General features: G+C 56.3%; 23 protein-coding genes and 1 pseudogene. 12 read left to right on the top strand and 12 right to left on the bottom strand.

Annotated elements, in window-relative coordinates; all coding sequences use genetic code 11:
• The first annotated feature begins 89 nt into the window (after positions 1-89).
• The gene (locus ACZAHD_RS00220) at positions 90-644 is read left to right on the top strand and encodes a YgjV family protein (protein ID WP_462455000.1); all 555 of its coding nucleotides are present in this window, start codon (positions 90-92) and stop codon (positions 642-644) included.
• 210 nt (positions 645-854) lie between these two features.
• On the opposite strand, the gene ACZAHD_RS00215 is transcribed toward ACZAHD_RS00220, so the two are convergent.
• The 3 genes from ACZAHD_RS00215 to ACZAHD_RS00205 all read right to left on the bottom strand — a co-directional run bounded on the left by ACZAHD_RS00215 (position 855) and on the right by ACZAHD_RS00205 (position 3,667).
• A complete protein-coding gene (locus ACZAHD_RS00215) occupies positions 855-1,823 on the bottom strand; it encodes a TerC family protein (protein ID WP_462454999.1) in 969 nt (322 codons plus the stop codon).
• 280 nt (positions 1,824-2,103) lie between these two features.
• Positions 2,104-3,093, bottom strand: coding sequence for a Gfo/Idh/MocA family protein (locus tag ACZAHD_RS00210; RefSeq protein ID WP_462454998.1), 990 nt, complete (start codon positions 3,091-3,093; stop codon positions 2,104-2,106).
• Positions 3,094-3,166: 73 nt separating this feature from the next.
• Positions 3,167-3,667: a M48 metallopeptidase family protein gene (locus ACZAHD_RS00205; RefSeq protein ID WP_462454997.1), complete on the bottom strand. Its 501-nt coding sequence runs from the start codon at positions 3,665-3,667 to the stop codon at positions 3,167-3,169.
• Positions 3,668-3,803: 136 nt separating this feature from the next.
• Between ACZAHD_RS00205 and rlmG the strand changes: the two genes are divergently transcribed.
• On the top strand, positions 3,804-4,940 hold the full coding sequence (gene rlmG, locus ACZAHD_RS00200; RefSeq protein ID WP_462454996.1) for a 23S rRNA (guanine(1835)-N(2))-methyltransferase RlmG: 1,137 nt from the start codon (positions 3,804-3,806) through the stop codon (positions 4,938-4,940).
• A 110-nt stretch (positions 4,941-5,050) separates the two neighbouring features.
• Here rlmG and ACZAHD_RS00195 read toward each other — a convergent pair whose 3' ends face one another.
• The 3 genes from ACZAHD_RS00195 to lsrR all read right to left on the bottom strand — a co-directional run bounded on the left by ACZAHD_RS00195 (position 5,051) and on the right by lsrR (position 9,872).
• Complete coding sequence (locus ACZAHD_RS00195; RefSeq protein ID WP_462454995.1) at positions 5,051-7,072, bottom strand: oxidoreductase; 2,022 nt, start codon at positions 7,070-7,072, stop codon at positions 5,051-5,053.
• A 194-nt stretch (positions 7,073-7,266) separates the two neighbouring features.
• Positions 7,267-8,859, bottom strand: coding sequence for an autoinducer-2 kinase (gene lsrK, locus ACZAHD_RS00190; protein WP_462454994.1), 1,593 nt, complete (start codon positions 8,857-8,859; stop codon positions 7,267-7,269).
• A 41-nt stretch (positions 8,860-8,900) separates the two neighbouring features.
• A complete protein-coding gene (lsrR, locus tag ACZAHD_RS00185) occupies positions 8,901-9,872 on the bottom strand; it encodes a transcriptional regulator LsrR (protein ID WP_434650372.1) in 972 nt (323 codons plus the stop codon).
• A 217-nt stretch (positions 9,873-10,089) separates the two neighbouring features.
• Between lsrR and lsrA the strand changes: the two genes are divergently transcribed.
• The 8 genes from lsrA (at position 10,090) to ACZAHD_RS00145 (ending at position 17,519) form a co-directional block, all read left to right on the top strand.
• Positions 10,090-11,577, top strand: a complete 1,488-nt coding sequence (gene lsrA, locus ACZAHD_RS00180; protein ID WP_462455050.1) for an autoinducer 2 ABC transporter ATP-binding protein LsrA — start codon at positions 10,090-10,092, stop codon at positions 11,575-11,577.
• The gene (gene lsrC, locus ACZAHD_RS00175) at positions 11,574-12,608 is read left to right on the top strand and encodes an autoinducer 2 ABC transporter permease LsrC (protein ID WP_462454993.1); all 1,035 of its coding nucleotides are present in this window, start codon (positions 11,574-11,576) and stop codon (positions 12,606-12,608) included. The genes lsrA and lsrC overlap by 4 nt, the downstream gene beginning before the upstream one ends.
• Positions 12,609-13,601: an autoinducer 2 ABC transporter permease LsrD gene (gene lsrD, locus ACZAHD_RS00170; RefSeq protein ID WP_462454992.1), complete on the top strand. Its 993-nt coding sequence runs from the start codon at positions 12,609-12,611 to the stop codon at positions 13,599-13,601. It abuts the gene before it with no gap.
• A 4-nt stretch (positions 13,602-13,605) separates the two neighbouring features.
• Positions 13,606-14,619 (top strand): autoinducer 2 ABC transporter substrate-binding protein LsrB, encoded by a 1,014-nt coding sequence (gene lsrB, locus ACZAHD_RS00165; protein WP_462454991.1) that lies wholly within the window; start codon positions 13,606-13,608, stop codon positions 14,617-14,619.
• An 11-nt stretch (positions 14,620-14,630) separates the two neighbouring features.
• The gene (gene lsrF, locus ACZAHD_RS00160; RefSeq protein ID WP_462454990.1) at positions 14,631-15,518 is read left to right on the top strand and encodes a 3-hydroxy-5-phosphonooxypentane-2,4-dione thiolase; all 888 of its coding nucleotides are present in this window, start codon (positions 14,631-14,633) and stop codon (positions 15,516-15,518) included.
• Positions 15,515-15,808: a (4S)-4-hydroxy-5-phosphonooxypentane-2,3-dione isomerase gene (gene lsrG, locus ACZAHD_RS00155; RefSeq protein ID WP_032690643.1), complete on the top strand. Its 294-nt coding sequence runs from the start codon at positions 15,515-15,517 to the stop codon at positions 15,806-15,808. Before lsrF ends, lsrG begins: the two co-directional genes overlap by 4 nt.
• Before the next feature lie 319 nt (positions 15,809-16,127).
• Positions 16,128-16,841 carry a hypothetical protein gene (locus tag ACZAHD_RS00150; RefSeq protein ID WP_462454989.1) on the top strand — a complete coding sequence of 238 codons (714 nt, stop codon included), beginning with the start codon at positions 16,128-16,130 and terminating at the stop codon, positions 16,839-16,841.
• Between the two features lie 198 nt (positions 16,842-17,039).
• Complete coding sequence (locus tag ACZAHD_RS00145) at positions 17,040-17,519, top strand: Hcp family type VI secretion system effector (protein WP_462454988.1); 480 nt, start codon at positions 17,040-17,042, stop codon at positions 17,517-17,519.
• Between the two features lie 133 nt (positions 17,520-17,652).
• On the opposite strand, the gene ygjG is transcribed toward ACZAHD_RS00145, so the two are convergent.
• Both ygjG and ACZAHD_RS00135 read right to left on the bottom strand, forming a co-directional pair.
• Positions 17,653-19,032, bottom strand: coding sequence for a putrescine aminotransferase (gene ygjG / locus ACZAHD_RS00140; RefSeq protein WP_462454987.1), 1,380 nt, complete (start codon positions 19,030-19,032; stop codon positions 17,653-17,655).
• Between the two features lie 255 nt (positions 19,033-19,287).
• Positions 19,288-19,851, bottom strand: coding sequence for a PadR family transcriptional regulator (locus ACZAHD_RS00135; protein WP_462454986.1), 564 nt, complete (start codon positions 19,849-19,851; stop codon positions 19,288-19,290).
• 235 nt (positions 19,852-20,086) lie between these two features.
• On the opposite strand from ACZAHD_RS00135, the gene ACZAHD_RS00130 reads away from it, so the two are divergent.
• Positions 20,087-20,860, top strand: coding sequence for a siderophore-interacting protein (locus ACZAHD_RS00130; RefSeq protein WP_462454985.1), 774 nt, complete (start codon positions 20,087-20,089; stop codon positions 20,858-20,860).
• Positions 20,861-21,088: 228 nt separating this feature from the next.
• On the opposite strand, the pseudogene ACZAHD_RS00125 reads toward ACZAHD_RS00130, so the two are convergent.
• The 4 genes and pseudogenes from ACZAHD_RS00125 to dhaK form a co-directional block, all read right to left on the bottom strand.
• A pseudogene (locus ACZAHD_RS00125) lies at positions 21,089-21,276 on the bottom strand (dihydroxyacetone kinase); the annotation flags it as partial.
• Positions 21,277-21,366: 90 nt separating this feature from the next.
• The gene (dhaM, locus tag ACZAHD_RS00120) at positions 21,367-22,788 is read right to left on the bottom strand and encodes a dihydroxyacetone kinase phosphoryl donor subunit DhaM (RefSeq protein WP_462454984.1); all 1,422 of its coding nucleotides are present in this window, start codon (positions 22,786-22,788) and stop codon (positions 21,367-21,369) included.
• A 10-nt stretch (positions 22,789-22,798) separates the two neighbouring features.
• Positions 22,799-23,431: a dihydroxyacetone kinase subunit DhaL gene (dhaL, locus tag ACZAHD_RS00115; protein WP_100686356.1), complete on the bottom strand. Its 633-nt coding sequence runs from the start codon at positions 23,429-23,431 to the stop codon at positions 22,799-22,801.
• A gap of 10 nt (positions 23,432-23,441) precedes the next feature.
• The gene (gene dhaK / locus ACZAHD_RS00110) at positions 23,442-24,512 is read right to left on the bottom strand and encodes a dihydroxyacetone kinase subunit DhaK (RefSeq protein ID WP_100686355.1); all 1,071 of its coding nucleotides are present in this window, start codon (positions 24,510-24,512) and stop codon (positions 23,442-23,444) included.
• Between the two features lie 593 nt (positions 24,513-25,105).
• Between dhaK and ACZAHD_RS00105 the strand changes: the two genes are divergently transcribed.
• Complete coding sequence (locus tag ACZAHD_RS00105; protein WP_462454983.1) at positions 25,106-26,203, top strand: glycerol dehydrogenase; 1,098 nt, start codon at positions 25,106-25,108, stop codon at positions 26,201-26,203.
• The last annotated feature ends 75 nt before the right edge of the window (positions 26,204-26,278 follow it).

Genomic DNA, 26,278 nt, shown 5'->3' with positions numbered 1-26,278 from the left:
ACTGATGGGGCTTTTGTAGTGAGAATAAAAAACGGCGCACTCTGCGAGAGGGCGCCGTTTGTTTTTATCTGTTTTGACAAGGATCTTGCATGACAGCGTATTGGCTTGCCCAGGGCGTAGGTGTCCTCGCCTTTCTGATCGGAATTACCACCTTTATCAATCGCGATGAGCGGCGCTTTAAACAGCAACTGGCGCTGTATAGCGGCATTATTGGCCTGCATTTTATTCTGATGGGCGCGCTGCCTGCGGGCATGAGCGCCGGGCTGAACGCTGTGCGCACGCTTATTTCACTGCGCACCCGCAGTATGTGGGTGATGGCGACGTTTATTACCCTGACGCTGGTACTGGGGGCTGGAAAACTGCAGCATGCGATGGAACTGCTGCCGATTATCGGTACCGTCGCCAGCACCTGGGCCCTGTTTCGCTGTCGAGGACTCACCACCCGCTGTGTGATGTGGTGTTCTACCGCTTGCTGGGTCACGCATAATTTTTGGCTGGGTTCGATTGGCGGAACGTTGATTGAAGCCAGTTTCTTAATTATCAACGGTCTGAACATTATTCGTTTCTGGCGCATGCAAAAACGCGGGATAGATCCGTTTAAAAGGGAAACGCTGGAGAGGGAAGAAAGCGCCTCCACGCATTAAGCGAAGGGAAGATCGGGATTAATCGCGCGGCGCGTTTTTCGCCATACAGGCGGTAGCGCTGGATGTCCCGGCAGTTACAGACGGATCCTGGTTTATTGTCCCTGCCGGCGGTTAGCGATCGTGGCTAGCATCATCACCGGCGCGACGGCTTGCAGCGTGCCGATAAACGGCTGACCGGGTGAAAATGGCTTCCACCCGGTCATTTCAGGCTTAGTGCGGTAATTTCTGCTTGTCGTGTTGCCTATTGACCCAGGCATTAATCAGCAGCGTCAGCACCAGAATTCCGCCAACGACGCCGAGCGAGACGCCAATCGGGATATGGTAGAAGTCGACGATCAGCATCTTGATACCGATAAAGACCAGAATGATCGACAGACCATATTTCAGCATGGAGAAGCGCTCTGCGACACCGGCCAACAGGAAGTACATGGCGCGCAGGCCGAGGATCGCGAACAGGTTCGACGTCAGCACGATAAACGGATCGGTGGTCACGGCAAAGATTGCCGGGATACTATCGACTGCAAAAATCACGTCGCTCAGTTCGACCAGAATCAGCACCAACAGCAGCGGCGTGGCGAACAGGACGCCGTTTTGCCGGGTAAAGAAGCGCTCGCCTTCAATCTTATCGGTCATCCTCAGGTGGCTGCGGATCCAGCGTACCAGCGGTTTGTCGCCGATGCCGGAATTATCCTCTTTCGCCAGCGCCATCTTCACGCCGGTAAACAGCAGGAAAGCGCCGAAGATATAGAGTAGCCACTCGAACTGGGAAATCAGCCAGCTTCCGGCAAAGATCATCACCGTACGCAGCACGATCGCTCCCAGCACGCCGTAAACCAGTACCCGGCGCTGCAGCGCAGGCGGGACGGAGAAGTAGCTGAACAGCATCAGCCAGACAAAGACATTGTCCACGGCCAGCGCTTTTTCAATCAGATAGCCGGTAAGGAAAGCCAGTGCCTGAGGATCGGCAACGGCACGGCCTTCTGTTTGTACCAGATACCACCAGAAAACGGCGTTAAAGAGAAGAGAGAGCGTTACCCAGAGAATTGACCAACCCGCGGCCTGTTTCATGGTCATGCCATGCGCACCACGCCGTCCCTGAAGAAGCAGATCGATGGCTAGCATGATCACCACGACCACGGCGAATCCGCCCCATAACAACGGTGTGCCGACAGTATTCATTACTTAATTCCTTACATAAAAACAAAACGGCTGACGTCGGAAGACGGCAGCCGTTGCGTGTTTATGCATAGACCTCGCCTTCCGGCAAGGTCTCACTTACAACAATAAAAGAACCGCACGATGACGGCAGGACCTTTTATTATTGCCCGGCGACCGGATGCGGTTTAGCACGCATCGTAATGACGATCCACCGGCAAGGAAGTTACTCCCCTTTGCACGTAACAAAATATGACAAGTTATAAAGGGCGTCAATGGCTGCTGACGTCCTCTTTACACTCTTTTACGCCCCCTGCGGACCATCGGCCGGGAAGACGACGCCGGTCTGGCGGCGTATTTCGCTCAGCAGTCTGGCCGTAATACGGCTGACTTCCAGCCCCGGATGAACAACCTGGTTGTTCTCCACCAGATGTGCAAACGCCTCCGCCTCGTACAGCATAGTATTGATATGCTGTGGCTGCGTCAGATCCTGAGCCTTCCCACCGCGTGGGATGAAAGAGAGCTTCTGGCACTCGGAGATTTTTTCGATCACCAGCGCGCCGGCTTCACCCTGAATTTCGCTTGGTAGCGTGGAGTCGCTCACTTTAGAGTGGTGCAGGGTGACGTCAAAACCGGCGTAGTTGAGGATCACGGTACCCTGGGCATCAACGCCGCTGTCCAGCAGGCTGGCGCTGGCGTGAACCGCGTGCGGTTCGCCCCACAGCGCCACCGCCGAGGCCAGACAATAGAAGCCGATATCCATAATCGAGCCGTTGGAGAAGGCCGGGTTGAAGGTGTTAGGGTTCTCACCGTCGAGATAGCGCTGATAGCGCGAGGAGTACTGGCAGTAGTTGATAAACGCTTTATGCAGTTTGCCTACCTTGCCGAGCGACTGTTGCAGTAGCAGAAAATTCGGCAGGCTGGCGGTTTTGAAGGCTTCGAACAGCACCACCTGGTTTTCGCGAGCGCAACGGATAGCGTCTTCGACTTCCCGCAGGTTTGAGGCCAGCGGTTTTTCACAAATCACGTGCTTTTTATAGCTCAGGAACAGCCTGGTTTGCGGAAAGTGCAGGGAGTTCGGGCTGGCAATGTACACCGCGTCGACGGCATCGCTTTGCGCCAGATCGTCCAGCGACGTAAACAACTGGTCGACGGGATAATCACTCGCAAAGGCCTGCGCTTGTTCAAGGCTGCGAGAGTAAATTGCGGTGAGTTTATACTTGCCCGTTTCATGGGCGGCATCGACAAACTGTTTTGTTATCCAGTTTGTGCCAACAACAGCGAAACGTATCATAAACGTTGACGAACTCCGTTAAAAGGAACCTTTGGTCACTCTAACATGGCATCATGACAAAACCAGTGCGCAACTACGCAGAACGATTTAACGAAAGATGTGTTAGCCACAGACGGGTATCGAACTCCAGCTGGTGGTACTGCGGCTCCATATAGCAACAGAGTTGATAGAAGGCTTTGTTGTGTTCCTTCTCTTTAAGGTGCGCCAGCTCATGCACCACGATCATGCGTAAAAACGCCTCCGGCGCATCGCGGAACACCGTGGCCACCCGGATTTCGGCTTTCGCTTTCAGCTTACCGCCCTGAACCCGCGAAATCGCGGTATGCAGGCCGAGCGCGTTATTCAGGACGTGGATCTTACTGTCGTACATCACCTTATTGATCGGTGCTGCGCCGCGCAAATAGCGGGTTTTCAGATCCTGAGTGTATTGATACAGCGCCTTATCGTTATTGACGTCATGGCCTTCCGGGTAGCGTTTCTGCAGGACCGCTCCCAAACGCTGTTCGCCAATCAAAGTGCGGACCTGAGAAAGTAAATTCTCCGGATAGCCCTGCAGGTAAGTGAGTTGACTCATTACGGCTCCAGATAAAAGATCTTCACATCCTCCTTCAGGCTGCATCGGCGCATCTTGAATGATTTTGTGTATAAAAAGGGTATACTCACGCACCCTTTCAGGGATAACACCGAAATTTTACCACTCAGGAGGGCCGATGAGCCACTTAGACAACGGTTTCCGTTCACTGACACTAAAACGTTTTCCGGAAACGGATGACGTTAACCCGCTACTGGCGTGGGAAGCGGCGGATGAATATCTGCTGCAGCAGTTGGATGACACGGAGATTCACGGCCCGGTCCTGATTTTCAACGATACCTTTGGCGCACTGAGCTGCGCGCTGGCGGAGCATACGCCGTTTAGTATTGGGGACTCTTACCTCACCGAGCTCGCCACGCGTGAGAATTTGCGCCATAACGATATTGCGGAATCCAGCGTCAAGTTTCTCGACAGCACCGCGGAGTATCCGTCGGCGCCAGGCGTTGTCCTGATGAAAGTGCCGAAAACGCTGGCATTACTCGAGCAGCAGCTACGCGCGTTGCGACAGGTTGTGACGCCGCAAACCCGCATCATCGCCGGTGCAAAGGCGCGTGATATCCATACTTCCACGCTGGATCTGTTTGAGAAAGTGCTGGGACCGACCACCACCACCCTGGCCTGGAAAAAAGCCCGCCTGATCAACTGTACGTTCAACGAACCGGCGCTTGCCGATGCGCCGCAGACGCTGAGCTGGAAGCTGGAAGGGACCGACTGGACCATTCACAACCACGCGAATGTGTTCTCCCGCACCGGGCTGGATATCGGCGCGCGTTTCTTTATCGAACACCTGCCGTCGGATCTTGAAGGCGAGATTGTCGATCTGGGTTGTGGCAACGGGGTGATTGGCCTGACACTGCTGGAGAAGAACCCGCAGGCTAACGTGGTGTTCGTCGATGAGTCGCCGATGGCCGTCGCCTCCAGTCGCCTGAACGTGGAAACCAACATGCCCGAGGCGCTGGATCGCTGCGAGTTTATGATTAACAACGCGCTGTCCGGCGTTGAACCTTTCCGCTTCAACGCCGTGCTGTGCAACCCGCCGTTCCACCAGAAACACGCGTTAACGGATAATATCGCCTGGGAGATGTTCCACCACGCGCGTCGCTGCCTGAAGATCAACGGTGAGCTGTATATTGTGGCCAACCGTCATCTGGATTATTTCCACAAGCTGAAGAAAATTTTCGGTAACTGCGCCACCGTCGCCACCAACAATAAATTTGTGGTGTTGAAAGCGGTGAAAATGCGTAAGTTGCGCTAATCGCAGGCCGCCAGGACCTCCCGGCTGGCGGCGTTCGCCTTAGCCGGGCTACTCATATCACGTAGCCCTAATACGTAGCCTGGGCAAGTGCAGTGCCCCGGGAAATCCCGTTAAATCTCCAGCGCCAGTTTCGTACCCTGGGCGATGGCGCGGCGAGCATCCAGTTCCATCGCGACATCGCATCCGCCAATCTGATGCACCACTTTCCCCGCCGCGCGCAGTGGATCCACCAGATCGCGCTTCGGCTCCTGACCGGCGCAGATAATCACTTGATCAACAGGCAATATCTGGGTTTCGCCGCCGATTGTGACATGTAATCCCTCATCATCGATCTTCTGATAGCTGACTCCCGGGATCATGTTGACACCGCGGGCCAGCAGCGTAGCCCGATGGATCCAGCCGGTGGTTTTCCCTAACCCATCGCCAGGTTTGCTGGCCTTGCGCTGAAGCATCACAATGCGTCGTGGGCTTTTCTCCAGCTGTGGTCCTTCCGGACGCAGTCCGCCTGCGCTCTGCAGAGTGGTATCGATGCCCCATTCCCTGCAGAATGCGTCGATATTCTGACTGGTGGCCACGCCCGGCTGGCTCAGATACATCGCGGTATCAAAGCCGATCCCGCCGCAGCCGATAATCGCGACGCTTTGACCCACCGGCGCTTTGTCGCGCAGCACGTCGAGGTAGCTCATCACCTTCGGATGGGTAATTCCGGCGATCTCCGGCATTCGCGGGGCGATCCCGGTGGCGAGGATCGTTTCGTCAAAGTCCAGCAAACGATCCGCCGTGACCTGCTGGCCCAGCTGTAGGTTCACGCCGTGCAGATCCAGCATGCGTCGGTAGTAGCGCAGCGTTTCGTAAAACTCCTCTTTGCCGGGGATCTGTTTGGCGATATTAAACTGCCCGCCAATCTCCTGCTGCGCATCAAACAGGGTGACAGAGTGGCCGCGTGCGGCTGCATTTACGGCAAAGGCCAGGCCAGCGGGGCCGGCGCCAACAACCGCCAGGCGCTTTGGCCCGGCAGCAGGTGTCACCGGCATCAGGGTTTCGTGGCAGGCTCGTGGATTGACCAGACAGGAGGTCACTTTACCGGCGAAGATCTGATCCAGGCAGGCCTGGTTGCAGCCGATACAGGTATTGATCTCATCGGCGCGCCCGCTTTGGGCTTTGGAAAGGAACTCGCTGTCGGCCAGAAACGGGCGCGCCATTGACACCATATCGGCGTCGCCGCGGGCGAGGATCGCATCCGCGATGTCAGGATCGTTGATGCGGTTAGTGGTGACCAGTGGGATCGAGACTGCGCCTTTGAGCTTCCGGGTGACCCAACTGAAGGCGCCGCGCGGTACCGGCGTCGCAATGGTCGGAATGCGCGCTTCGTGCCAGCCGATACCGGTGTTGATGAGGGTCGCGCCTGCCGCCTCGATGGCCTGTGCCAGCTCAATCACTTCCGGCAGCGTACTGCCGTCGTTGACCAGATCGAGCATTGACAGGCGATAGATAATAATAAAGTCGTGTCCGGCCCGTTCGCGTACCGCACGCACCACTTCTACGGCAAAGCGCATGCGGCGGGCGTAATCGCCGCCCCACTGGTCATCACGCTGGTTAGTGCGTGCGGCGAGGAACTCGTTGATTAAATAACCCTCTGATCCCATCACTTCGACACCATCGTAGCCCGCTTCCCGGGCCAACTGTGCGCAGCGGGCAAAATCGGCGATCAGCTGCAGGACCTCATCATGGCTGAGTGCATGCGGAGTAAAGCGGTTAATCGGCGCCTGCAATGCTGACGGGGCCACCGGCCGCGGCTGATAGCTGTAGCGGCCGGTATGCAAAATTTGCAGGGCAATTTTGCCGCCTTCGCGATGAACCGCATCGGTAATATGCCGATGGTGTGCCAGATGGCGGGCATCATCGAGCACCGCACCACCGACCATTGTGACGCCTGAGTCCGCTGGCGCAATCCCGCCGGTGACAATCAGCGCTACGCCGTGGCGCGCGCGTTCGGCGTAAAAGGCCGCCAGCCGTTGTGCACCGTCGGTATGTTCTTCCAACCCGGTGTGCATGGAACCCATCAGCACGCGGTTTTTCAGCTGGGTGAACCCCAGGTCGAGCGGGGCGAATAACGACGGGTAGTGGCTCATAATGGCTTCCAGTCTCTTATATGTAACATTATTGTTATGTGGTCGGATGAGTTACTAATTTAGCTGTCGTCAGCGAAAAGTGAAAAAGGGCGTGCGGTGATTGTGATGGGATTCAAATAACGGTGGCGGGAAGCCCCCCCTCCTCGCTGGGAAGAGGGGAAAATCCCGCGCCAGAAACAGGTGCTCCCGGCTGCTCAGGGCGCCGGAACGACAGGTGGACGCCGCTCAAGGCCCGGCGCCTGCCACATTGAGGTGGTCAGTCCGCTGTCGACCAGCCCCAGTTGGTCGGCATAGACCGATTGCCATTTCTCCATCATCCCCTGGTACAGTTCGCGGTGTACCGGATTAGGGGTAAACACCCGGTGCCAGCTCACCAGCTTCTCGCCCGTGCTGGCCATATCGCTGTACAAGCCGGCGCCGGTTCCGGCGGCGATCGCGCAACCCAGCGCCGTGGCTTCACGTACAGCCGGGACCCGCACCGGCAAGCCGGTCACATCGCTGAGAATCTGGCTCCACAATGTCCCTTTCGATCCGCCTCCGGCAAACACCAGACTGTCGAACGTCACGCCGGAAAAGCGGGAGATTTGCGCCAGGTTACAGGCGGAGACAATCGCCGCGTTCTCTTCCAGCGCACGGAACAGGGTGGCTTTGTTACACTTTTCCGCGTCGATGGAGAGGTTAATAAACGATGGCGCGGCGTGATACCACTGCTTAAAGTGCATGGCATCGGAGAAAATCGGCATCACACCGTGGGAACCTGCTGGTACGCGGCTGGCCATCTCTTCGAGCAGGGCATAGGCATCCACCCCCAGGCGCTCGGCAACCAGCTTCTCTTCGGCGCAAAAAGCATCGCGGAACCAGCGCATGGTCAGACCGGTGAAGAAGCTGATGGACTCAGCCTGCGCCATGCCGGGAATGACGTGCGGGTTAATGCGAATATTCATTTGCGGATCGGTACGGACCTCCGGCAGATTCACTACCTGTTGCCAGAAGGTGCCCCCCAGCACGGCGCTTTGGCCAGCGCGTACCACCCCCAGGCCCAGGCAACCGAGCTGCACATCGCCGCCGCCCATGACCACCGGCGTGCCGGCGCGTAGTCCGCACTGTTGCGCTGCTGCATTGGTCACCGCGCCGAGCGGCGTGCCGGTCTCTTTGACCGGCGAGAGCATATCCGCACGCAGCCCGGCCATATCGAGCAGCGCCGGACGCCAGTCGCGGCTGAACAGGTCGAGCATCCCGGTGGTACCGGCGTTGGACGGATCGACGGCCAGTTCGCCGGAGAGTTTTGCCGCCAGCCAGTCGCTAATCATGGTGATGGTGGCGGCCTGACGGTAGATATCCGGGCGATGGTGGGCCAGCCACAGCAGGCGTGGCATGGCGCTTAATGCCAACGTCTGACCCGAGACGTCATAGACCTCAGATTCAAAACGATAATCATGAATCTCTTTAAGCTCCGCGACTTCACGGTTGGCGCGGGCATCGACGTTGGCGCAGGCCCAGATAGCCTCGCCGTTGCGGTCATAAAGCACAATTCCTTCACGCATGGAACAGCAGGCGACGGACTGAATATCGCCCGCCTGGAGGTGTGCGTTTGCCAGCGCCTGGCGGATACACTGGCAGGCCAGCAGCCAGTTGGTACTGAGGTCAAACTCCATCGAACCGGGAACATTTTCCACGCTCAGGTGTTTCCATTCCGCCTGGCCGACCGCGAGCTGGTGGCCGCTGAGATCGAAAATCACCGCCCGAATACTGCCGGTCCCGGCATCTAACGCTAACAGGTAACTCATGACATGCGCCTCGCAGTTATTGCGCGGCGCAGGGCCGTCCGTCAGGAGGCTAGCGTAAGCACCGCGCGTGCTGTGGTCTCTTCCGTTACCAGGCCATTGATGCGTTTGCCCGTCAGGGCGGCATAAATCGCCTGCGCTTTTTCCGTTCCACCGGCAACGCCGACAATGGTCGGCAGCTGCGCCAGCTCGTCGAGGGTGACGCCGAGTAATTCCCGGTGAATCTCCAGATCTTCAACCCGCCTGCCGTCGGCTTGTAGGAAATAACCTAAAATGTCGCCCACTGCGCCTTTACGGGCATACATCAGCTGTTCGCCTTCGCTGATGTAGCCGGAGCGCAGGATAGTCGCGTCGCGGCGCTGGTCGATGGCGCCGATACCCACGACCGCCGCATCCGCCGCGGTGGCCGCCAGAATCACATCCCGCACGCTCGACTCCCGGCGCAGAATTTCAGCCACATCGGCCGAAGAGACCCGCAGCGGCGCCGGAATGATGCTGACGCGACAGGCGGCGTCCAACTGGCCGATGCCGGTCATATAGGGACCCACACCGCCGGAAAGCGTCACCAGTCGTACCTGCTGCGAACTGATAAACCCGCTCAGGTGCTGCAGACAGCTCATGGTGGCTTCGCCAAACCCCACCGCCAGCAGCTGTCCCGGTTCCAGGACTCCCATCAGCGATTGCGCCGCGCCGATCCCCAGCCGCGTATTCATCGGTGGGGTATTGAGCGCTGGCAGCACGCGGGCAATCTTCAGGTCAAAACGCTGTTGCAGCTCGGTTTCCAGCGCCAGACACCCTTCATAGCGGGAGTTGATCTGCACGCGGATCACCCCGGACTGGCGGCCTTTCTCCAGCAGACGGGAGATCTTTAACCGCGGCAGTCCCAGGCGCTCGCCGATATCGTTCTGCGTCAATCCGTCGTGGTAGTAACACCAGGCGACACGCGCCACCAGCTCCTCTTCGGCTAACGCCAGGCCCGCGTAGCGGCTCTCTTCCGTAATGCGTTTTTCGCTCATAAAGTGAACTCTTATAAAAATTTAGATCATATGTTCGTTATTGCGCAGTCGGAAAGTGTGAGCCGTCCGGCAAAAGCGATCTTTCATTGTTTGTAGATTTTTTCCAACCATTTAAAGCATGAAACTGTGATCTTTGCACGGTTTTAAATATAGTTCACCGTCTACGCTTTTGAACATTATTAAATTTAAAAATCATTTGTTCATATGAGGCGCGATGATGAAGCCACTGCTTGAAGCCCGTCAGATTCGCAAACAGTTCTCCGGCATCGCCGTGTTAAAGGGCATTGATTTCACGCTTTTTTCCGGCCAGGTGCATGCACTGATGGGCGGCAATGGCGCGGGAAAATCGACGTTGATGAAGATTATCGCCGGGGTGGAAACGCCCGACGACGGTGAACTCACCTTCGGCGGCCGCGCTTTTGCGCGTCTCAACCCGGCTCTGGCTCATCAGCTGGGCGTTTACCTTGTTCCCCAGGAGCCGATGTTGTTTCCTAACCTGACGGTACGGGAAAATATTCTTTTCCGCCTGCCCGGACGGCCCGATAACAACGGACGTCTGCAGGAGACGCTGCGGCAGTTGAACTGCCAGCTCAATCTGGAGGCGGTGGCCGGGACGCTGGAAGTGGCTGATCAGCAGATGGTGGAGATCCTGCGCGGTCTGATGCGCGATGCGCAGATCCTGATCCTCGATGAACCCACCGCCTCGTTAACCCCTGGCGAGACGGAGAGGCTGTTTCGTCAGATCCGCGCCCTGCAGGATCTCGGCGTCGGTATCGTGTTTATCTCGCATAAGTTGCCGGAGATCCGTCAGATCGCCAGCCATATTTCGGTCATGCGCGACGGCGCGGTGGTGCTGAGCGGCGACACCGCGAGCTACAGCGACGCTCAACTGATCGAGGCCATGACCCCCGCCATGCGCGGACACAATCTCAGCGATACCCAGAAGCTATGGCTGGCGCTGCCGGCGAATCGCCGTACCCAGCCGCAGGATTTCCCGGTGCTACGGGTGGACGATCTTACCGGGGAAGGCTTTATCGATCTCAGTCTGGAGATCCGCGCGGGGGAGATCGTTGGTCTGGCCGGGCTGGTGGGATCCGGACGTACCGAATTTGCCGAGACGCTCTATGGCCTGCGCCCGCCGCGCGCCGGCCGAATCTGGCTGGAAAACCGCGATATCAGCCGCGAGAGCACGCACGCGCGACTTGCCTGCGGGCTGGTTTATTTACCAGAGGATCGGCAGGTCTCCGGGCTGTTTCTCGATGCCCCGGTGCGCTGGAATACGGTGATATTTAACCAGCCATCGTGGTGGCAACAGCGCCAGCGCGAAGCGACGGTGGTGGAGCGCTACCACCGGGCGCTGGGCATTAAACTCAATCACAGCGATCAGAGCGTGCGCACGCTCTCCGGCGGCAATCAACAAAAGGTGCTGCTGGCCCGCTGTCTGGAAGCCAACCCGCTACTGCTGATTGTCGATGAACCGACGCGCGGCGTGGATGTGTCCGCCCGGGCCGACATCTATCAACTGCTGAAAAGCGTCGCCGCGCAAAACGTGGCGGTGCTGATGATATCAAGCGATCTGGATGAGTTTGTCGGGCTGGCCGACCGGGTGGTGGTCATGCACCAGGGCCGGCAGAGCGGGGAGTTACTCCGACAGGCGGTCACCGTCGATCGCATGATGACCCTGGCCTTTGGAGGGCAGTCATGAAAACGTTACTCAGAAACCGCGAGCTGAGCGCGTTGCTGGCGATTCTGGCGCTCTTTGCGCTGCTGATTGCGCTTAACCCCGCCTGGTTCAACCTGCAAATTTTGGCGATGATTTTTGCCAGTTCGCAAATTCTCTGCCTGCTGGCGCTGGGGGCGACGCTGGTGATGCTGACCCGCAATATTGATGTCTCCGTCGGCTCGACCGTCGGCCTGAGCGCGATTGCGGTCGGGGCCGCGCTCAACGGCGGCTATGGCCTGACGGCGGCGATAATCTTTGCGTTGGCGATTGGCGCGTTGGCGGGGGCCTTTAACGGCCTGCTGGTGGTCGGCCTACGCATTCCGGCGATTGTCGCGACGCTCGGTACCCTGGGGCTGTATCGCGGAATGATGCTGCTGTGGACCGGAGGCAAGTGGATCGAGGGGCTGCCCGATAGCCTGAAGTCGCTGTCTGAACCGTTCTTTATCGGCGTGTCGCCGCTGGGCTGGCTGGTGCTGGCGCTGCTGCTGACCGGGGCCTGGCTGCTGGCACGTACCGCCTTTGGTCGCGATTTTTACGCCGTGGGTGATAACCTCGCCGCCGCGCGTCATTTGGGTGTCGCGGTCAATCGCACGCGGATGCTGGCCTTTACGCTCAACGGCATGCTGGCGGCCTGCGCCGGGATCGTCTTTGCCGCGCAGATTGGCTTTGTTCCCAATCAGACCGGTAGCGGGCTGGAGATGAAAGCGATTGCCGCCTGCGTGCTGGGCGGGATCTCGCTGCTCGGCGGAACCGGAACCCTCGTCGGCGCTTTTCTCGGCGCTTTTTTCCTCACCCAAATCGATACCGTACTGGTGCTGCTGCGGCTGCCAGCATGGTGGAACGACTTTATTGCCGGCCTCGTTCTGCTGGGCGTACTGGTGCTCGACGGGCGGCTGCGCCAGGCGCTGGCGCGGCATCAGCGGGCACTGAAGTACAGCCGTTTTCAGCCCGGCAACAAAGGGGGAAAGCACGTCACCCCGTTCGAAAAACGTAAAAACAAAGAGGTGGCGTAGATGAAACTCAACTGGGAAAGTGCGCTGCTGGCATTACTGGTGCTGGAGATCTTGCTGTTTGGGGCGATCAACCCGCGCATGCTGGATATCAACATGCTGCTGTTTAGCACCAGCGACTTTATCTGTATTGGCATCGTCGCACTGCCGCTGACGCTGGTGATCATCAGCGGCGGCATTGATATTTCCCTCGGCTCCACCATTGGCCTGTGTGCCATTGCGCTGGGGGTGATGATGCAGGCAGGCTGGCCGATGGCGCTGGCGATTCCACTCACTCTTGCCATTGGGCTGCTGTGCGGCCTGACGAATGCTGCGTTAATTCATTACACCGGTATCAGCCCGCTGGTGATTACCCTCGGCACACTGTATCTCTACGGCGGCGGGGCGTTGCTGCTGTCGGGAATGGCCGGGGCAACGGGCTATGAAGGGATTGGCGGCTTTCCCGATAGTTTTACCGCCTTTGCCAACTTGACGCTATTTGGCCTACCGCTGCCGCTGGTGATGTTTGCCATTATCACCTTTTTCTTCTGGCTGCTGGCCCATCGCGGGCGTTTTGGCCGCCACCTCTTTTTACTTGGACAAAACCCCAGAGCGGCGCGCTATGCCGCGCTATCGGTCAACGGCATGCCGTATGTGCTGTATGGCCTGGTGGGCGTGGCGTCAGCCATTGCCGCGCTGATTCTGGTCTCCTATTTCGGTTCGGCGCGTTCGGATTTAGGCCGCGACCTGCTGATGCCGGCGCTGACCGCCGCCGTGCTCGGTGGGGCGAATATCTATGGCGGGTCGGGTTCGATACTCGGTACGGCGCTGGCGGCACTGCTGGTGGGGTACCTGCAACAGGGTTTACAGATGGTCGGCATCCCCAACCAGGTGTCGAGCGCGCTGTCAGGGGCGCTGTTGGTTGTGGTGGTGATGGGGCGTTCGCTGAGCCTGCACCGCGAATGGGTGCGGATGACCTGGCGGCGTCTTCTCTCGCGTAAAACAATCGGAGCATAACAAGATGAAAGCAAAACATATCCTGCAAATCAGTGCCCTGGCGCTGGCCATGAGTGTTGCGGTGGCTCAGGCGGCAGACCGTATCGCTTTTATTCCTAAGCTGGTCGGCGTGGGCTTTTTTACCAGTGGTGGCAATGGCGCGAAAGAAGCCGGCAAAGCGCTTGGCGTGGACGTCACTTACGACGGTCCGACCGAACCGAGCGTGTCCGGCCAGGTACAGCTGATCAACAACTTCGTCAACCAGGGCTACAACGCGATTATCGTTTCGGCCGTGTCGCCGGATGGCTTGTGTCCGGCGCTGAAGCGGGCAATGCAGCGCGGCGTGAAGGTCCTGACCTGGGATTCCGATACCAAACCCGAGTGCCGCAGCATCTACATCAACCAGGGAACTCCGCAGCAGCTCGGCGGCCTGCTGGTTGAGATGGCGGAAAAACAGGTGACCAAACCGACCGCGAAAGTGGCGTTTTTCTACTCCAGTCCGACGGTGACCGACCAGAACCAGTGGGTGAAAGAGGCGAAAGCGAAAATCGAAAAAGCGCATCCGCAGTGGGAAGTGGTGACGACGCAGTTTGGCTATAACGATGCCACCAAATCCCTGCAAACCGCTGAAGGGATCTTAAAAGCGTATCCGGATCTCGACGCCATTATCGCCCCTGACGCCAACGCGCTGCCAGCCGCCGCGCAGGCGGCGGAAAACCTCAAACGTCAGGGCGTGGCGATTGTCGGCTTCAGCACGCCGAATGTGATGCGTCCTTATGTCGAGCGCGGCACGGTAAAAGCCTTTGGCCTGTGGGATGTGGTACAGCAGGGCAAAATTGCGGTGAACGTTGCCGATCGGCTGCTGAAAAAAGGCGATCTTAACGTTGGCGATAGCGTGGACATCAAAGATATCGGGACGCTGAAGGTCGAGCCAAACAGCGTGCAGGGCTACCAGTATGAAGCGAAAGGCAACGGTATCGTACTGCTGCCGGAACGCGTGGTGTTCACCAAAGAGAACATCAATAACTACGACTTCTGATGGAGGATGAGATGGCAGATTTAGACGATATCAAAGAGGGGAAAGACTTCGGGTTTGATCGGCCGCAGAAGAATACGCTCTATACGTTGAAAGGCTGTGGCTCGCTGGAGTGGGGGATGCAGTCCCGGCTGGCGCGTATCTTTAATCCGCAGAGCAACCGTACGGTGATGCTGGCTTTCGATCACGGCTACTTCCAGGGGCCGACCACCGGACTTGAACGTATCGATCTCTCTATCGCGCCGCTGTTTGATGAGACCGACGTGCTGATGTGTACTCGCGGCGTGCTACGCAGCCAGGTCCCGGCGGCCACCAACAAGCCGGTGGTGCTGCGCGCGTCCGGCGGTAATTCTATTTTAAGTGAGCTCTCCAACGAGTGCGTTGCCGTGGCGATGGAAGATGCCCTACGCCTCAACGTCTGCGCGGTGGCGGCGCAGGTTTATATTGGCAGCGAATACGAACACCAGTCGATCAATAACATCATTAAGCTGGTGGATGCGGGAAATCGTTTCGGCATGCCGGTGCTGGCAGTAACCGGTGTGGGTAAAGAGATGACCCGCGACGCCCGCTACTTCTCGCTTGCCAGTCGCATTGCTGCTGAGATGGGTGCGCAGTTCGTCAAAACTTATTTTGTCGAAGAGGGGTTTGAAAAAGTCACCGCCAGCTGCCCGGTGCCAATTGTGATCGCCGGAGGCAAAAAACTGCCGGAACATGAAGCGCTGGAGATGTGCTGGCGGGCGCTTGACCAGGGGGCGTCCGGCGTCGATATGGGGCGCAATATCTTCCAGTCCAGCGCGCCGCGGGCGATGTTAAAGGCGGTGAAAAAAGTGGTCCATGAGAATATGAGCGCCCGCGAGGCGTATCAGTTCTGGCAGGAAGAGAAACAGGGAGAGCGAAAATGAACGTGACGCTGGTGGAGATTAATATCAGGCCAGAGCGGGTGGCGGAGTTTCTTGACGTCTTTCGGGCTAACCATGAAGGGGCGCTGAAAGAGCCGGGCAATCTGCGATTTGACGTGCTGCAGGACCCGGAGGTGAAGACCCGTTTTTTTATCTATGAAGCCTATAAAGATGATGAGGCGGTGCTGGCGCATAAGAAAACCCCGCACTACCTGGCCTGCGTGGAAAAGCTCGACCAGATGATGTCGGAACCGCGTAAGAAACGCAGTTTCGTGGGGTTATTGCCGGAATAGCCTTGCACATTGGCCTGCGGGATTTCTGCGGCGAGCGGATTATCGCAGGCCATGTTTCTGGCGAGAGGGGAGTGCTTTAAACTTTCTTTTGTATCGTGGGTAGGGTTTACCGCAATGATAAACCGGACGGTGAGTGCATTATCTTCGCGATGTATTCAACGTATTAATATATTCTGCAAGGAACTGTATATTTAAATATGAATTAGCGAGCCCGGCGGTTTGGTACAAAATAAATAAAGGTTTTTGGTTTGTTTTATTTGAGTTGTTTATTTTTTTTGCATACATTCGGGGTTAGCCATGCTGATAGTAAGGATACTCGATGAAAGCCTCGGACTATTTAAAGATGAAGTTGCAGAGCGACAGACAGCTAGCGGTGTATGGACAACAGGGCGTAATCTCCACATGGAAAGCAATGAAGGGCATTGGTTCTGATATTTACTCTGGGGTTGAGCGGGTAAGCTGGTATTCTTCTTGTTTGCTCCCTCGCTACTATGATGTTTGCAATGAATTGGTTTCTGAAGAACAACGTATGCACAAGTCGATTCTTTCTGTTTTTCGCTATCATGACGTGATAGGTCATATGTTCTACCTCTATTTTGAAATGGTCATTAACGATAGCAAAAATGGCAATCAGCAAGGCAGTGTACGATACGTTGATTCCAGAGTGACAGAAATTGCCACCAAAGTACCGGTTGGAAGGGCAACACGCTTTGCATTGGCTCTGTCTTTTGCGAAAGCGTTTTCTGCATCAGATTTAGTATCGGATGCCGTCATTAAGCGTCTGTCAAGACGCACACCGGCAATCGTCATGGCTCTTCAGCTCTTTGGTACTGAGCAAAAATGTGCTCTTGCCGCGCGACAACTAAAAACACTTGATCCAACGTATTACGCAATCCTTTACAATGCACAAGTTGAAATGTTGTATTACTTTATCGAGTCCATTCTTTCGGATATTATCAAAAAATATCAAATGCAATTCTATAATAACTATGATGAGCTTTATGATTATCTGAAGAGCCACTACCATGTTTAAAAGCTTGCTATCCATCCTCTTTACGGAAATTCTTTTCCCCGCTTGGGTATTTGCAAGCGCATCCCTTTTTCTGTATTTGGTTCCTGAATACTGGTTTATATTGACTGTCATTTCAGTCATTTTGTTGATTATCGTCCATCCGATTTTATTCGGACGATTCGATAAGTACGATAAATAATTTCTACGAAAAGGATTTTTATGTCTAATCCAGCCTATTTATGGTTAACGGATGAAAATGGTTCACCGATGGTCGGCCCGTCGCTGGTATCAGGTCGTGAAGGGGCTATCGAGCTGAAATCGTATACCCATAACGTCAATATTCCGATTGACGGCAATACCGGAAAGTTGACCGGCACGCGTATTCATATGCCAATTATGTTTCAGAAGGAATTTGACCGTGTCACTCCCATGCTTTACCGGGCGTTAAGTACCGGGAGAACTTTGCAATCTGCGATATTCAAACTGTATCAGATTATTGAGGCCGGGTTAGAGCAGGAGTACTTCAATATTATTCTTGAAAATGTAAAGCTGACATCAATCACGCCGGATTTATACCCAGGGGCAGATACCGGAACGCATCTTGAAACGGTGCTTATGCGCTATGAAAAAATTACCTGGAAGCATTGCGATGGCAATATTATCTATACAGATTCATGGAATGAGCGTGCGACATATTAACCGTACAGGCAAACGGCATATGACATGAAGGTGAAAGTCGGGCAGTACTGCATTTGTCTGGCCGGTATGACGGAATGACAGGCGTAAAAAAGCCCGGCGAACATCGTTTTCGCCGGGCTTTTGCTGACTATCTTCAGGCTTGCTCCACAGACACTCGCAGGGCTGCCAGCGCTTTACTCGCCGCTTTGATGACCTGTTCACACTGCTCAATCGTCAGCGTCAGCGGTGGTTCAATACGAATGGTTTTGGCATTATTCAACGTTCCGGCCACCAGCACCCGCTGGCGGAACATCTCGCTGGCAAAGTTGTAGCCGATTTCGTTATCCACGAACTCAATCGCCATCAGCATCCCTTTACCGCGAACTTCATTCACCAGATCCGGGTACTCGCGGGCCAGTTGACGGAAACCGTCCAGCAGCAGATCGCCTTTCTGTTCCGCCTGGGCCGGCAGATTCTGCGTCAGCAGGACGTTAATGGTGGCCAGCGCCGCGGCACAGGCCAGCGGGTTGCCGCCGAAGGTGGTGGTGTGCAGGAACGGGTTGTCGAACAGCACTGAAAACACCTCTTCGGTCGCCACCGTCGCGCCAATCGGCATCACGCCGCCGCCGAGCGCTTTGGCGAGGCACAGAATGTCCGGCTGGACGTTCTCGTGCTCGCAGGCAAACATCTTGCCGGTACGCCCCATGCCGGTCTGCACTTCGTCGAGAATCAGCAGCGCGCCAAACTCATCGCACAGCTTACGCACCGCGGGCAGGTAGCCCTGCGGCGGCAGGATCACGCCCCCTTCGCCCTGTATCGGCTCAAGGATCACCGCCGCCACATCATCACCGGTTTTCTTACACTCACTCAGCAACGTACGCATCGCGTTGATGTCGCCGAACGGTACATGACGGAATCCCGGCAGCAGCGGCATGAAAGGCTTACGGAAAGTGGATTTGGCGGTGGCCGAGAGTGCGCCCAGCGATTTACCATGGAAAGCGCCGCTGGTGGCGACAAACGTAAATTTACCGCGCGGCGACTGATAGGCTTTCGCGAGCTTCAATGCCGCTTCGACCGATTCTGTGCCGCTGTTACAGAAGAAGCTGTATTTCAGTTTACCGGGGGTTAAAGCAGCCAGCGTTTTTGCCAGCATGGCCCGCAGCGGGTCAAGCAGTTCCTGGCTATGAAGAGGTTGTTTAGCGAGCTGATGCTCGACGGCGGAAATCACAACTGGATTACGGTGCCCTACATTAAAAATTCCAAAACCACCCAGACAATCGACAAACTCTTGTCCCTGAGTGTCGACAAGCGTATTTAACCCTCCCGCTTGCCACTCTACGGCTCCGTAATCCCCGCCAGCAGTAACCGATTTTCGGTACTCTAAAAAACCGGGATTCACATGCTCTTTAAAATATTCTCTGACCTCCTGGTTAAGTGCTTTCATCTCCTCATGATCAAGCGTTCGCTTCTCAATGAGATTCAGTGCGTGTGCGCTACAGGCCAGAGCCGATGCGCTGGAAGGTAACCTGTTCAAAATGAGCTCCTGGGACGGGCGTATCACATGATACTGAATTAAGTATTGCAGGGATTACGCCACTTCGGCACGGCAGCTGAAAATCAGGATAAACGCAGCGCGAAAACGAATTTGTGCAAAATTTAATCTCATAGTGATATTTTTGGCATGTTTTACTCCTGAGCGGGTAAGGCAAGCTACCGGGAGTATTCCGCCGCGTGCGTCGCGGCGGTGCAGGTTGCTCAAAATGAGGGCAGGGGAGGCGGCGCGGGAAGATTAATCGAGCTGGGAAATCTCCATGGCCGCGCGGTCAATGACGGCGACAATCTGTTTCAACTGGGCTTCGCTGAGAGGCTGCTGGTTAACTTTTAAATTCAGTACGGCTTTAAAGTTCTCCAGAGCCCGCTTCATTTGTGGGTTTTTACGCAGTTCACAGCCGACCATACGGGCCTGCAAACGTTCCTGGATATGGCCGAGCTGTTCCAGATTCCCGGCATGCAGAAGGCTGCCCTCTGCGGTTATGGCGATTTTTTTGCGGCCATTTTCCTCTTCGACGCTGATAAAACCCTGATCCTGAAGGAGATCGAGAGTTGGATAGATCACGCCCGGACTTGGGCTGTAGTGACCCTGGGTCAGGTTTTCTATCTCTTTAATCAACTCGTAGCCGTGGCTGGCGTTGCGGGTGAGGATGTCGAGGATCACCAGACGCAGTTCGCCATGGCCGAAGAAACGCTGACGGCGTCCGCCACCGCCGCCACCCCGGCGGCTATGCTCCCCGCGTTCGCTGTGTTCACCGTGGTGGCTACGTGGTCCACGACCTTCTTCATGATGATGTCGCATAGTTTTCTCCTGTGTATCTTGATATATCTAATTTATATCTAAAAATTAATAATTAGCAAGTATGAATAGGAATTTTTAATAATTATTTGATTTTAAATGTTTTTATTATGTGATTTATATTTTTTTCTTTTTGCTATGGCTATATCAGAAAAAACTTGCATTCTTTTTTAATGGCAATCATTATCATTTGTGTAAAGTTTAGATATATCTATAAATTTCACGAAGGCGAATGACGATGATAAAAATGAAAGTACCTCAGTACCCGAAACGGGTTCGTAATGCGCTGCGTTTTCGCGAGTTAACCGTGTTGCGCGTTGAGCGCGTTGGCACCGCCTTCCAGCGTATTGTGCTGGGCGGAGACGCGCTGGAGGGATTTGTCTCTCAGGGGTTTGACGACCATACCAAACTCTTTTTTCCGCAAGCCGGCACCACATTTACGCCGCCGCAGGTGACCGAAGAGGGCATTAACTGGGGCGAGGGCCCCCGTCCGGCGACCCGTGATTATACGCCGCTGTATGATGCCGAACGGCATGAACTGGCGTATGACTTCTTTATTCACGACGGCGGTATTGCCAGCCGCTGGGCGCTGGCGGCAAACGTCGGCGATAAGCTGGTGATTGGCGGCCCGCGCGGTTCGCTGGTGGTGCCCGAAGATTATGCCTGGCAACTGTATGTCTGTGATGAATCCGGGATGCCTGCGCTACGCCGCCGTCTGCTGGGCCTCAGTCGCTTGCCCGTGCGCCCGCAGGTGACGGCGCTGGTGACGATCGGCGAGGCGTCGTATAAAGATTATCTGGCGGATCTGCAGGACTTTAATATTGAGTGGATCATCGGCCATCATTTATCCGCCGTGGCTGAACGTCTGGCGCAGGTTAGCGTAGCTGCGGAAGATTACTTTATTTGGGTGACCGGTGAAGGCGCGGTGGTGAAATCGCTGCTCGGTCGGTTTGAAAATGACGAAATTGACCCGCAACTGGTGCGCTCCCAGGCCTACTGGCACAGTAAATAGGCCGGGTTACGGCAGGAGGCCGGAGCGATCCCCGAGCGGCGGCATCAACGCCTTGCCTGAGCTGCCGGCCCCAGGCTAAGCGCGCCGTCGGTGATGTTCATGCGCTTAGAAGAAAAGGCGCTTACCCGCACTGTTTTTCCTCCAGGGTTTTCAAAATCTGTGCGACCGCATGGGCACCTGGGTCCATATTGCCCAGCAGGCTGTCGCTGTTGAAGTACGACGTGCGCCCGGCTCATGGCCGGAGCCGCCGCCGGAGATGACGGGACGTTACTTTTGTTGAGATCGCGACGAACGACCACGCGAATCGTCGGGTCGTTCTCCAGACGCGCCAGGTTGTTCCACGGGCAGTCAATACTCGTACTTTCAATGACATCGTCGACGAGTCGGGGGCGCTGATTAAAAAAGAATTGAGACATAACGGTTCCTGGAGGTTGAGCGAAAACAGAATCCCCGGAGGCGTAGCCTCCGGCATGAAGAATGAACGACAGAAAGTAATGAAGAGATCGTCAGGTACGGATCACGCGTTTTTCGGCGACATCGAGCGTAAGAGGTTCACCATCGCGTATCGGCTTCAGGGTATCTCCCTGCTGGCACAGGCAGGCGATTCCGGCCTGACGAGCGATAATCGCGCCGTGGGATGCCTCGCTCCCTTCCCGCAGACAAATCCCTTTGACCCGATAGGGATCCAACTGCAAGACGGTGGAAGGAAAGAGATCGTCGGCGATGATAATCGTCGGCTCATGCACTGCCAGCGGCTCCTCGCTGCCGCCTTGCAGATGGCGCAAAATCCGGTGGCACAGATCGTCGATATCAATATAGCGCGCTTGCAAATAGGCATCGTCCAACTGGCGATACTGCTGGCTGAGATCGGCCAGTACCTGATACCACGCCCACTCCGCATTGCATCGTTCCTGGCGCAGGATGTCGCAGGCGGCTTCATAGAGGTCAGGATCGTCGAGCAGCGTGTGGTGGCCGGAGAAAATGGCCGCAATATCGGCAGAATAGCGCTCTTCCGCCAGCGTGGTCAGCGCATTGAGATCGTCCAGCGTCTGGCCGATCGCCTGTTGCAGGCGCCGCTGTTCATTAGCGATATCGGCGCCGTTTTGCCGTACTGGCCGGGCGCCAGGCAGCGGATAGCGGAGCGCTTTTCCCTGCACGCGCTCGGCGGGGGGAGTCAACACCGCTGGCGCGGCGTCTGGCTGCTCGCCAAAGTTCTCCGCCGCCAGCGCCTGAAATGCCGCCAGCGCCGCTTTGGCATCCGGCCCGCGGGCTAGCAGCCTTAATGTATCGTTGCAGCGTACCTGCAACAGGGCAATCTGGTTAATGCTGTCCGGTGAGACGCATTTGCCGCCTTTCTCCAGCAGCAGATCGGCATTGAATCCGGATAATGCAGCAACCAGCCTCGATGCCGGACGAACGTGTAAGCCGTTATGGTTTTTAATGACCACCGAGACGGACTCGCCGCTCAGATCGTCGGCCATCGGCGTGGCCTGTGGGCCGTTCTGTACGAGCGATGGTAACCCCAGCTGTACGCGCTTAGCCTCCAGGGCGTTCATGGCGTCGGCGATCACTTTATCGATATCCGATCCGGTGGCGGCGCTGACTGTTGCCGCCAGAGTGCCCTCGACCAACGGCGCGGCGCACAGGCGAACCTTCGCCGCGATCGTCGGATCGAGGAGATCCAGCGCGGTTTCTGCGCTGAGCAGGGCGCTGCCGATATCCATCATCACCAGCACGTGGTCGCTATCGGCAACGGATTCAATAGCCTCCATCACCTTAACGGGATCGGTGCCGATCGGGTTTTCAGGATCGTCAATGCCAGCGGCGATCGCCAGTTTACAGCCACCGCCCGTTAGCATCTGCCGGGCCAGTTCTCCGACACCTTCGCCCAGTCGGGCGCTATGAGAAACAATCACCAGGTTTACCATCGTGTTATCCTTACTCTTTGGCTGCTGCAGCCAGCTCCTGAATCATGAACATCACCGAGGTTGCGCCAGGATCTTGATGACCGATGCTGCGTTCGCCGAGGTAACTCGCGCGGCCTTTGCGGGCCTGCATGGTGATAGTGGAACGGGCGGCTTCCTCCGCTTGTGTCGCGGCAGCATCCAGCGCGTGCTGAACCGACAGGTGTTGTTCGCTGGACTGGCGCAGTGACTCGACGACCGGAAGCCAGACGTCGCACATGGTTTTATCGCCGGGTTCCGCTTTCCCCCGGTTGACCACCCCGTCCGCCCCTTCGCGCATCATCTGGTGCAACTCGTCGAGGGTCAGACTCTGATGAGCTTGCGTTACCTGGGCTGCACGAATAAAGAAAGTACCGAACAGCGGGCCGCTGGCGCCTCCGACGTTGGAGAGCAACGTCATTCCGGTGTTCTTAAGAATAAAACCGATGTCTTTATCGGCAATGGACGGCAGTTTTTCCACCACCTTGCTGAAGCCGCGATACATATTCAGACCGTGGTCGGCATCACCAATCTCTTTATCCAGGCCGGTTAAAAAATCTTTCTCTTTGGTGAAAATGTCGCCGCAGCGATAAAGCCAGTTAACGATTTGCGTTCTGTTCAGTGACATGTCGTGCTCCTTAATGGCCCCAGTTCAGCGCCGGGGTGTGAACGGGGGCATCCCATAATGCCAGCGTGTCGTCATCGACTTTCAGCAGAGTGAGGGAGAAGCCCACCATATCCAGCGAGGTACAGTAGCTGCCGATGAGGTTGCGTTCGATAGTGATGCCGTTCTCCTCGCAGCGCGTGGCCAGGCGGTTGTATACGCCGTACAGCTCCGACAGCGGGGTGGCACCAAGATTATTGACCAGGGCGACGACACGGTCGCCCTTTTGCAGCGCCTGTTTGCTTTGTGTGACGTCCTGCCAGTTTCCTTTGACCATATCCCATTGACGTAGCGTGCGGCTGTAGGTGCCGTTCTCCAGCAGGGTGTCGAACATCTCATCGACGGTGCGATCGAGAGAACTGAAAGGGCGACGGTCGATACCCGGTTCGCCGTGGATACCGACGCCGAACTCCATCTCATTCTCCTGTAATTCAAATGACGGCTGTCCGGCGGCCGGCACGGTGCAGGCGCCTAGCGCAACCCCGATGGAGTGACCGAGGTTGTTAAGCTTGCGGCCTAACGTTGCGCAGGCCTCCAGCGAATCGCCGCGTTCGGCGGCCGCGCCGACCAGCTTCTCAACCAGCACGGTGTTGGCGACGCCGCGGCGTCCGGCGGTGTAGAGGCTGTCTTTGACCGCCACGTCGTCGTCGATCACCACGGTGGTCACCTTGACGCCGCTTTCGTGCAGCAACTCGGTGGCGGTTTCGAAATTGAGGATATCCCCGGTGTAGTTTTTGATGATCAGCAGCACACCTTCGCCGCCGTCGATATTCATCGCGCACTCGAACATTTTATCCGGGGTCGGGGAGGTGAAAATCTCGCCCGGACAGGCGCCGGCAAGCATACCTTTGCCAATATAGCCGCAGTGCATCGGCTCATGTCCACTGCCGCCGCCGGAGAGCAGCGCCACTTTCCCGGCGACCGGCGCATCGGCGCGGGTGACATAAACCGGGTCCTGGTGCAGCGTTAATTCAGGATGGGCTCTGGCAAGGCCAAGCAGTTGTTCACTCAGGACATCTTCGACACGGTTAATCAGTTTTTTCATTATTTATGCTCCGTCGGAGTGATGCGATGCGACCTCTCTAGCCACGGAGGCGGTCATCGTGTAGGGGTTTCGTCTGGCGTAAAGAACCGCCCGGCGATGTCATGATTCTGGCTGAGTTAATGGAAAAAAAAATGTCGCGAAAACGAGTTTCATAACGGAACATGCTTATTAATTTTTGTTCCGTTATGAAACGTTATTGCCGATGAAAAGAGAAAAATGAGAGCTGAGGCTATTTTTTCGCTCTACGGTCATCGACGGTAACCGGGGCAACGGATGCTTTTTAATTTTTTTTCTGCTGTCGATGGCATCAGCATTGGCAGATTATCCGTTTTTTTCCGTAGCATGACGGCGAATGGACGGATCGGGATCGCAATCCCACCATTTTCCGGTAATTAATGTTCCAATATGGAACGTTAAAAAAATTCTCTGTTTCATATCAGAACGAAAACGGCAAAAATTTTTTTGTTCGACGCTCGCCCTACAGTGTTTGCATCGCTCCGGCCACGATCCCGTTTCCGCCATGAACCGCAGGCTGAACAGGATGACGCCAGGGCTCATCATGTAAAACATGCACTTATTTGAGGGTGAAAGGAATGCTAAAAGTTATTCAATCTCCGGCCAAATATCTTCAGGGCCCTGACGCATCCACGCTTTTTGGTCAGTATGCCAAAAATCTGGCGGACAGCTTTTTTGTCATTGCCGATGACTTCGTGATGAAGCTGGCGGGGGACAAAGTACTCAATGGCTTGCATAACCACGGTTTAAGCTGCCACGCGGCCCGTTTTAACGGCGAATGCAGTCACGCGGAGATCAACCGCCTGATTGCCATTCTGCAGCAGCACGGTTGCCGCGGCGTGGTGGGGATTGGCGGTGGGAAGACGCTCGATACCGCTAAAGCCATTGGCTTCTACCAGAAGCTGCCGGTGGTGGTGATCCCGACGATTGCCTCTACCGATGCGCCAACCAGCGCGCTGTCGGTTATTTACACCGAAGCCGGTGAGTTTGAAGAGTATCTGATCTATCCGAAAAACCCGGATATGGTGGTCATGGATACGGCAATTATTGCTAAAGCGCCGGTGCGTCTGCTGGTGGCCGGGATGGGCGATGCGCTCTCGACGTGGTTTGAAGCGAAGGCCTGCTTTGACGCCAGAGCGACCAGCATGGCTGGCGGACAGTCCACGGCGGCAGCGTTAAGCCTGGCCCGCCTGTGCTATGATACGCTGCTGGCCGAAGGTGAAAAAGCGCGCCTGGCGGCGCAGGCTGGCGTGGTGACGGATGCGCTGGAGCGCATTATCGAAGCCAACACCTACCTCAGCGGCATTGGGTTTGAAAGCAGCGGGCTCGCTGCGGCGCACGCCATTCATAACGGCTTCACCCTTCTCGAAGAGTGCCATCATTTGTACCATGGCGAAAAGGTGGCGTTTGGCACCCTGGCGCAACTGGTGCTGCAAAACAGCCCGATGGAAGAGATTGAAACGGTGCTGGGCTTCTGCCAGAAAGTTGGTCTGCCGGTGACCCTGGCGCAAATGGGCGTCAAAGAGGGCATTGAAGGGAAAATTCAGGCGGTAGCGCAAGCGACCTGCGCGGAAGGCGAAACGATCCATAACATGCCATTCCCGGTGACGGCAGACAGCGTTTACGCCGCGATCCTGACGGCCGATTTGCTCGGCCAGCAGTGGCTGGCGCGCTAACGTCTCGCTAACCCGCTTTCTACAGTGAGAAGTGTGTACTCCCCTTCGGCCGCCTCTGCCGGAGGGGTTATCTAT

Source organism: Raoultella sp. (assembly GCF_039594335.1).
In the GTDB taxonomy this organism is placed as follows: domain Bacteria; phylum Pseudomonadota; class Gammaproteobacteria; order Enterobacterales; family Enterobacteriaceae; genus Klebsiella.
The sequence above is the reverse complement of the archived record's forward strand: the minus strand, read 5'-3'. Positions and strand labels throughout refer to the sequence as shown.

Excerpts from the sequence above, each read along its gene's own strand:
- ACZAHD_RS00220 (WP_462455000.1), top strand. The coding sequence starts at position 90 with ATGACAGCGTATTGGCTTGCCCAGGGCGTAGGTGTCCTCGCCTTTCTG.
- ACZAHD_RS00215 (WP_462454999.1), bottom strand. The coding sequence starts at position 1,823 with ATGAATACTGTCGGCACACCGTTGTTATGGGGCGGATTCGCCGTGGTC.
- ACZAHD_RS00210 (WP_462454998.1), bottom strand. The coding sequence starts at position 3,093 with ATGATACGTTTCGCTGTTGTTGGCACAAACTGGATAACAAAACAGTTT.
- ACZAHD_RS00205 (WP_462454997.1), bottom strand. The coding sequence starts at position 3,667 with ATGAGTCAACTCACTTACCTGCAGGGCTATCCGGAGAATTTACTTTCT.
- rlmG (WP_462454996.1), top strand. The coding sequence starts at position 3,804 with ATGAGCCACTTAGACAACGGTTTCCGTTCACTGACACTAAAACGTTTT.
- ACZAHD_RS00195 (WP_462454995.1), bottom strand. The coding sequence starts at position 7,072 with ATGAGCCACTACCCGTCGTTATTCGCCCCGCTCGACCTGGGGTTCACC.
- lsrK (WP_462454994.1), bottom strand. The coding sequence starts at position 8,859 with ATGAGTTACCTGTTAGCGTTAGATGCCGGGACCGGCAGTATTCGGGCG.
- lsrR (WP_434650372.1), bottom strand. The coding sequence starts at position 9,872 with ATGAGCGAAAAACGCATTACGGAAGAGAGCCGCTACGCGGGCCTGGCG.
- lsrA (WP_462455050.1), top strand. The coding sequence starts at position 10,090 with ATGAAGCCACTGCTTGAAGCCCGTCAGATTCGCAAACAGTTCTCCGGC.
- lsrC (WP_462454993.1), top strand. The coding sequence starts at position 11,574 with ATGAAAACGTTACTCAGAAACCGCGAGCTGAGCGCGTTGCTGGCGATT.
- lsrD (WP_462454992.1), top strand. The coding sequence starts at position 12,609 with ATGAAACTCAACTGGGAAAGTGCGCTGCTGGCATTACTGGTGCTGGAG.
- lsrB (WP_462454991.1), top strand. The coding sequence starts at position 13,606 with ATGAAAGCAAAACATATCCTGCAAATCAGTGCCCTGGCGCTGGCCATG.
- lsrF (WP_462454990.1), top strand. The coding sequence starts at position 14,631 with ATGGCAGATTTAGACGATATCAAAGAGGGGAAAGACTTCGGGTTTGAT.
- lsrG (WP_032690643.1), top strand. The coding sequence starts at position 15,515 with ATGAACGTGACGCTGGTGGAGATTAATATCAGGCCAGAGCGGGTGGCG.
- ACZAHD_RS00150 (WP_462454989.1), top strand. The coding sequence starts at position 16,128 with ATGAAAGCCTCGGACTATTTAAAGATGAAGTTGCAGAGCGACAGACAG.
- ACZAHD_RS00145 (WP_462454988.1), top strand. The coding sequence starts at position 17,040 with ATGTCTAATCCAGCCTATTTATGGTTAACGGATGAAAATGGTTCACCG.
- ACZAHD_RS00135 (WP_462454986.1), bottom strand. The coding sequence starts at position 19,851 with ATGCGACATCATCATGAAGAAGGTCGTGGACCACGTAGCCACCACGGT.
- ACZAHD_RS00130 (WP_462454985.1), top strand. The coding sequence starts at position 20,087 with ATGATAAAAATGAAAGTACCTCAGTACCCGAAACGGGTTCGTAATGCG.
- dhaM (WP_462454984.1), bottom strand. The coding sequence starts at position 22,788 with ATGGTAAACCTGGTGATTGTTTCTCATAGCGCCCGACTGGGCGAAGGT.
- dhaL (WP_100686356.1), bottom strand. The coding sequence starts at position 23,431 with ATGTCACTGAACAGAACGCAAATCGTTAACTGGCTTTATCGCTGCGGC.
- dhaK (WP_100686355.1), bottom strand. The coding sequence starts at position 24,512 with ATGAAAAAACTGATTAACCGTGTCGAAGATGTCCTGAGTGAACAACTG.
- ACZAHD_RS00105 (WP_462454983.1), top strand. The coding sequence starts at position 25,106 with ATGCTAAAAGTTATTCAATCTCCGGCCAAATATCTTCAGGGCCCTGAC.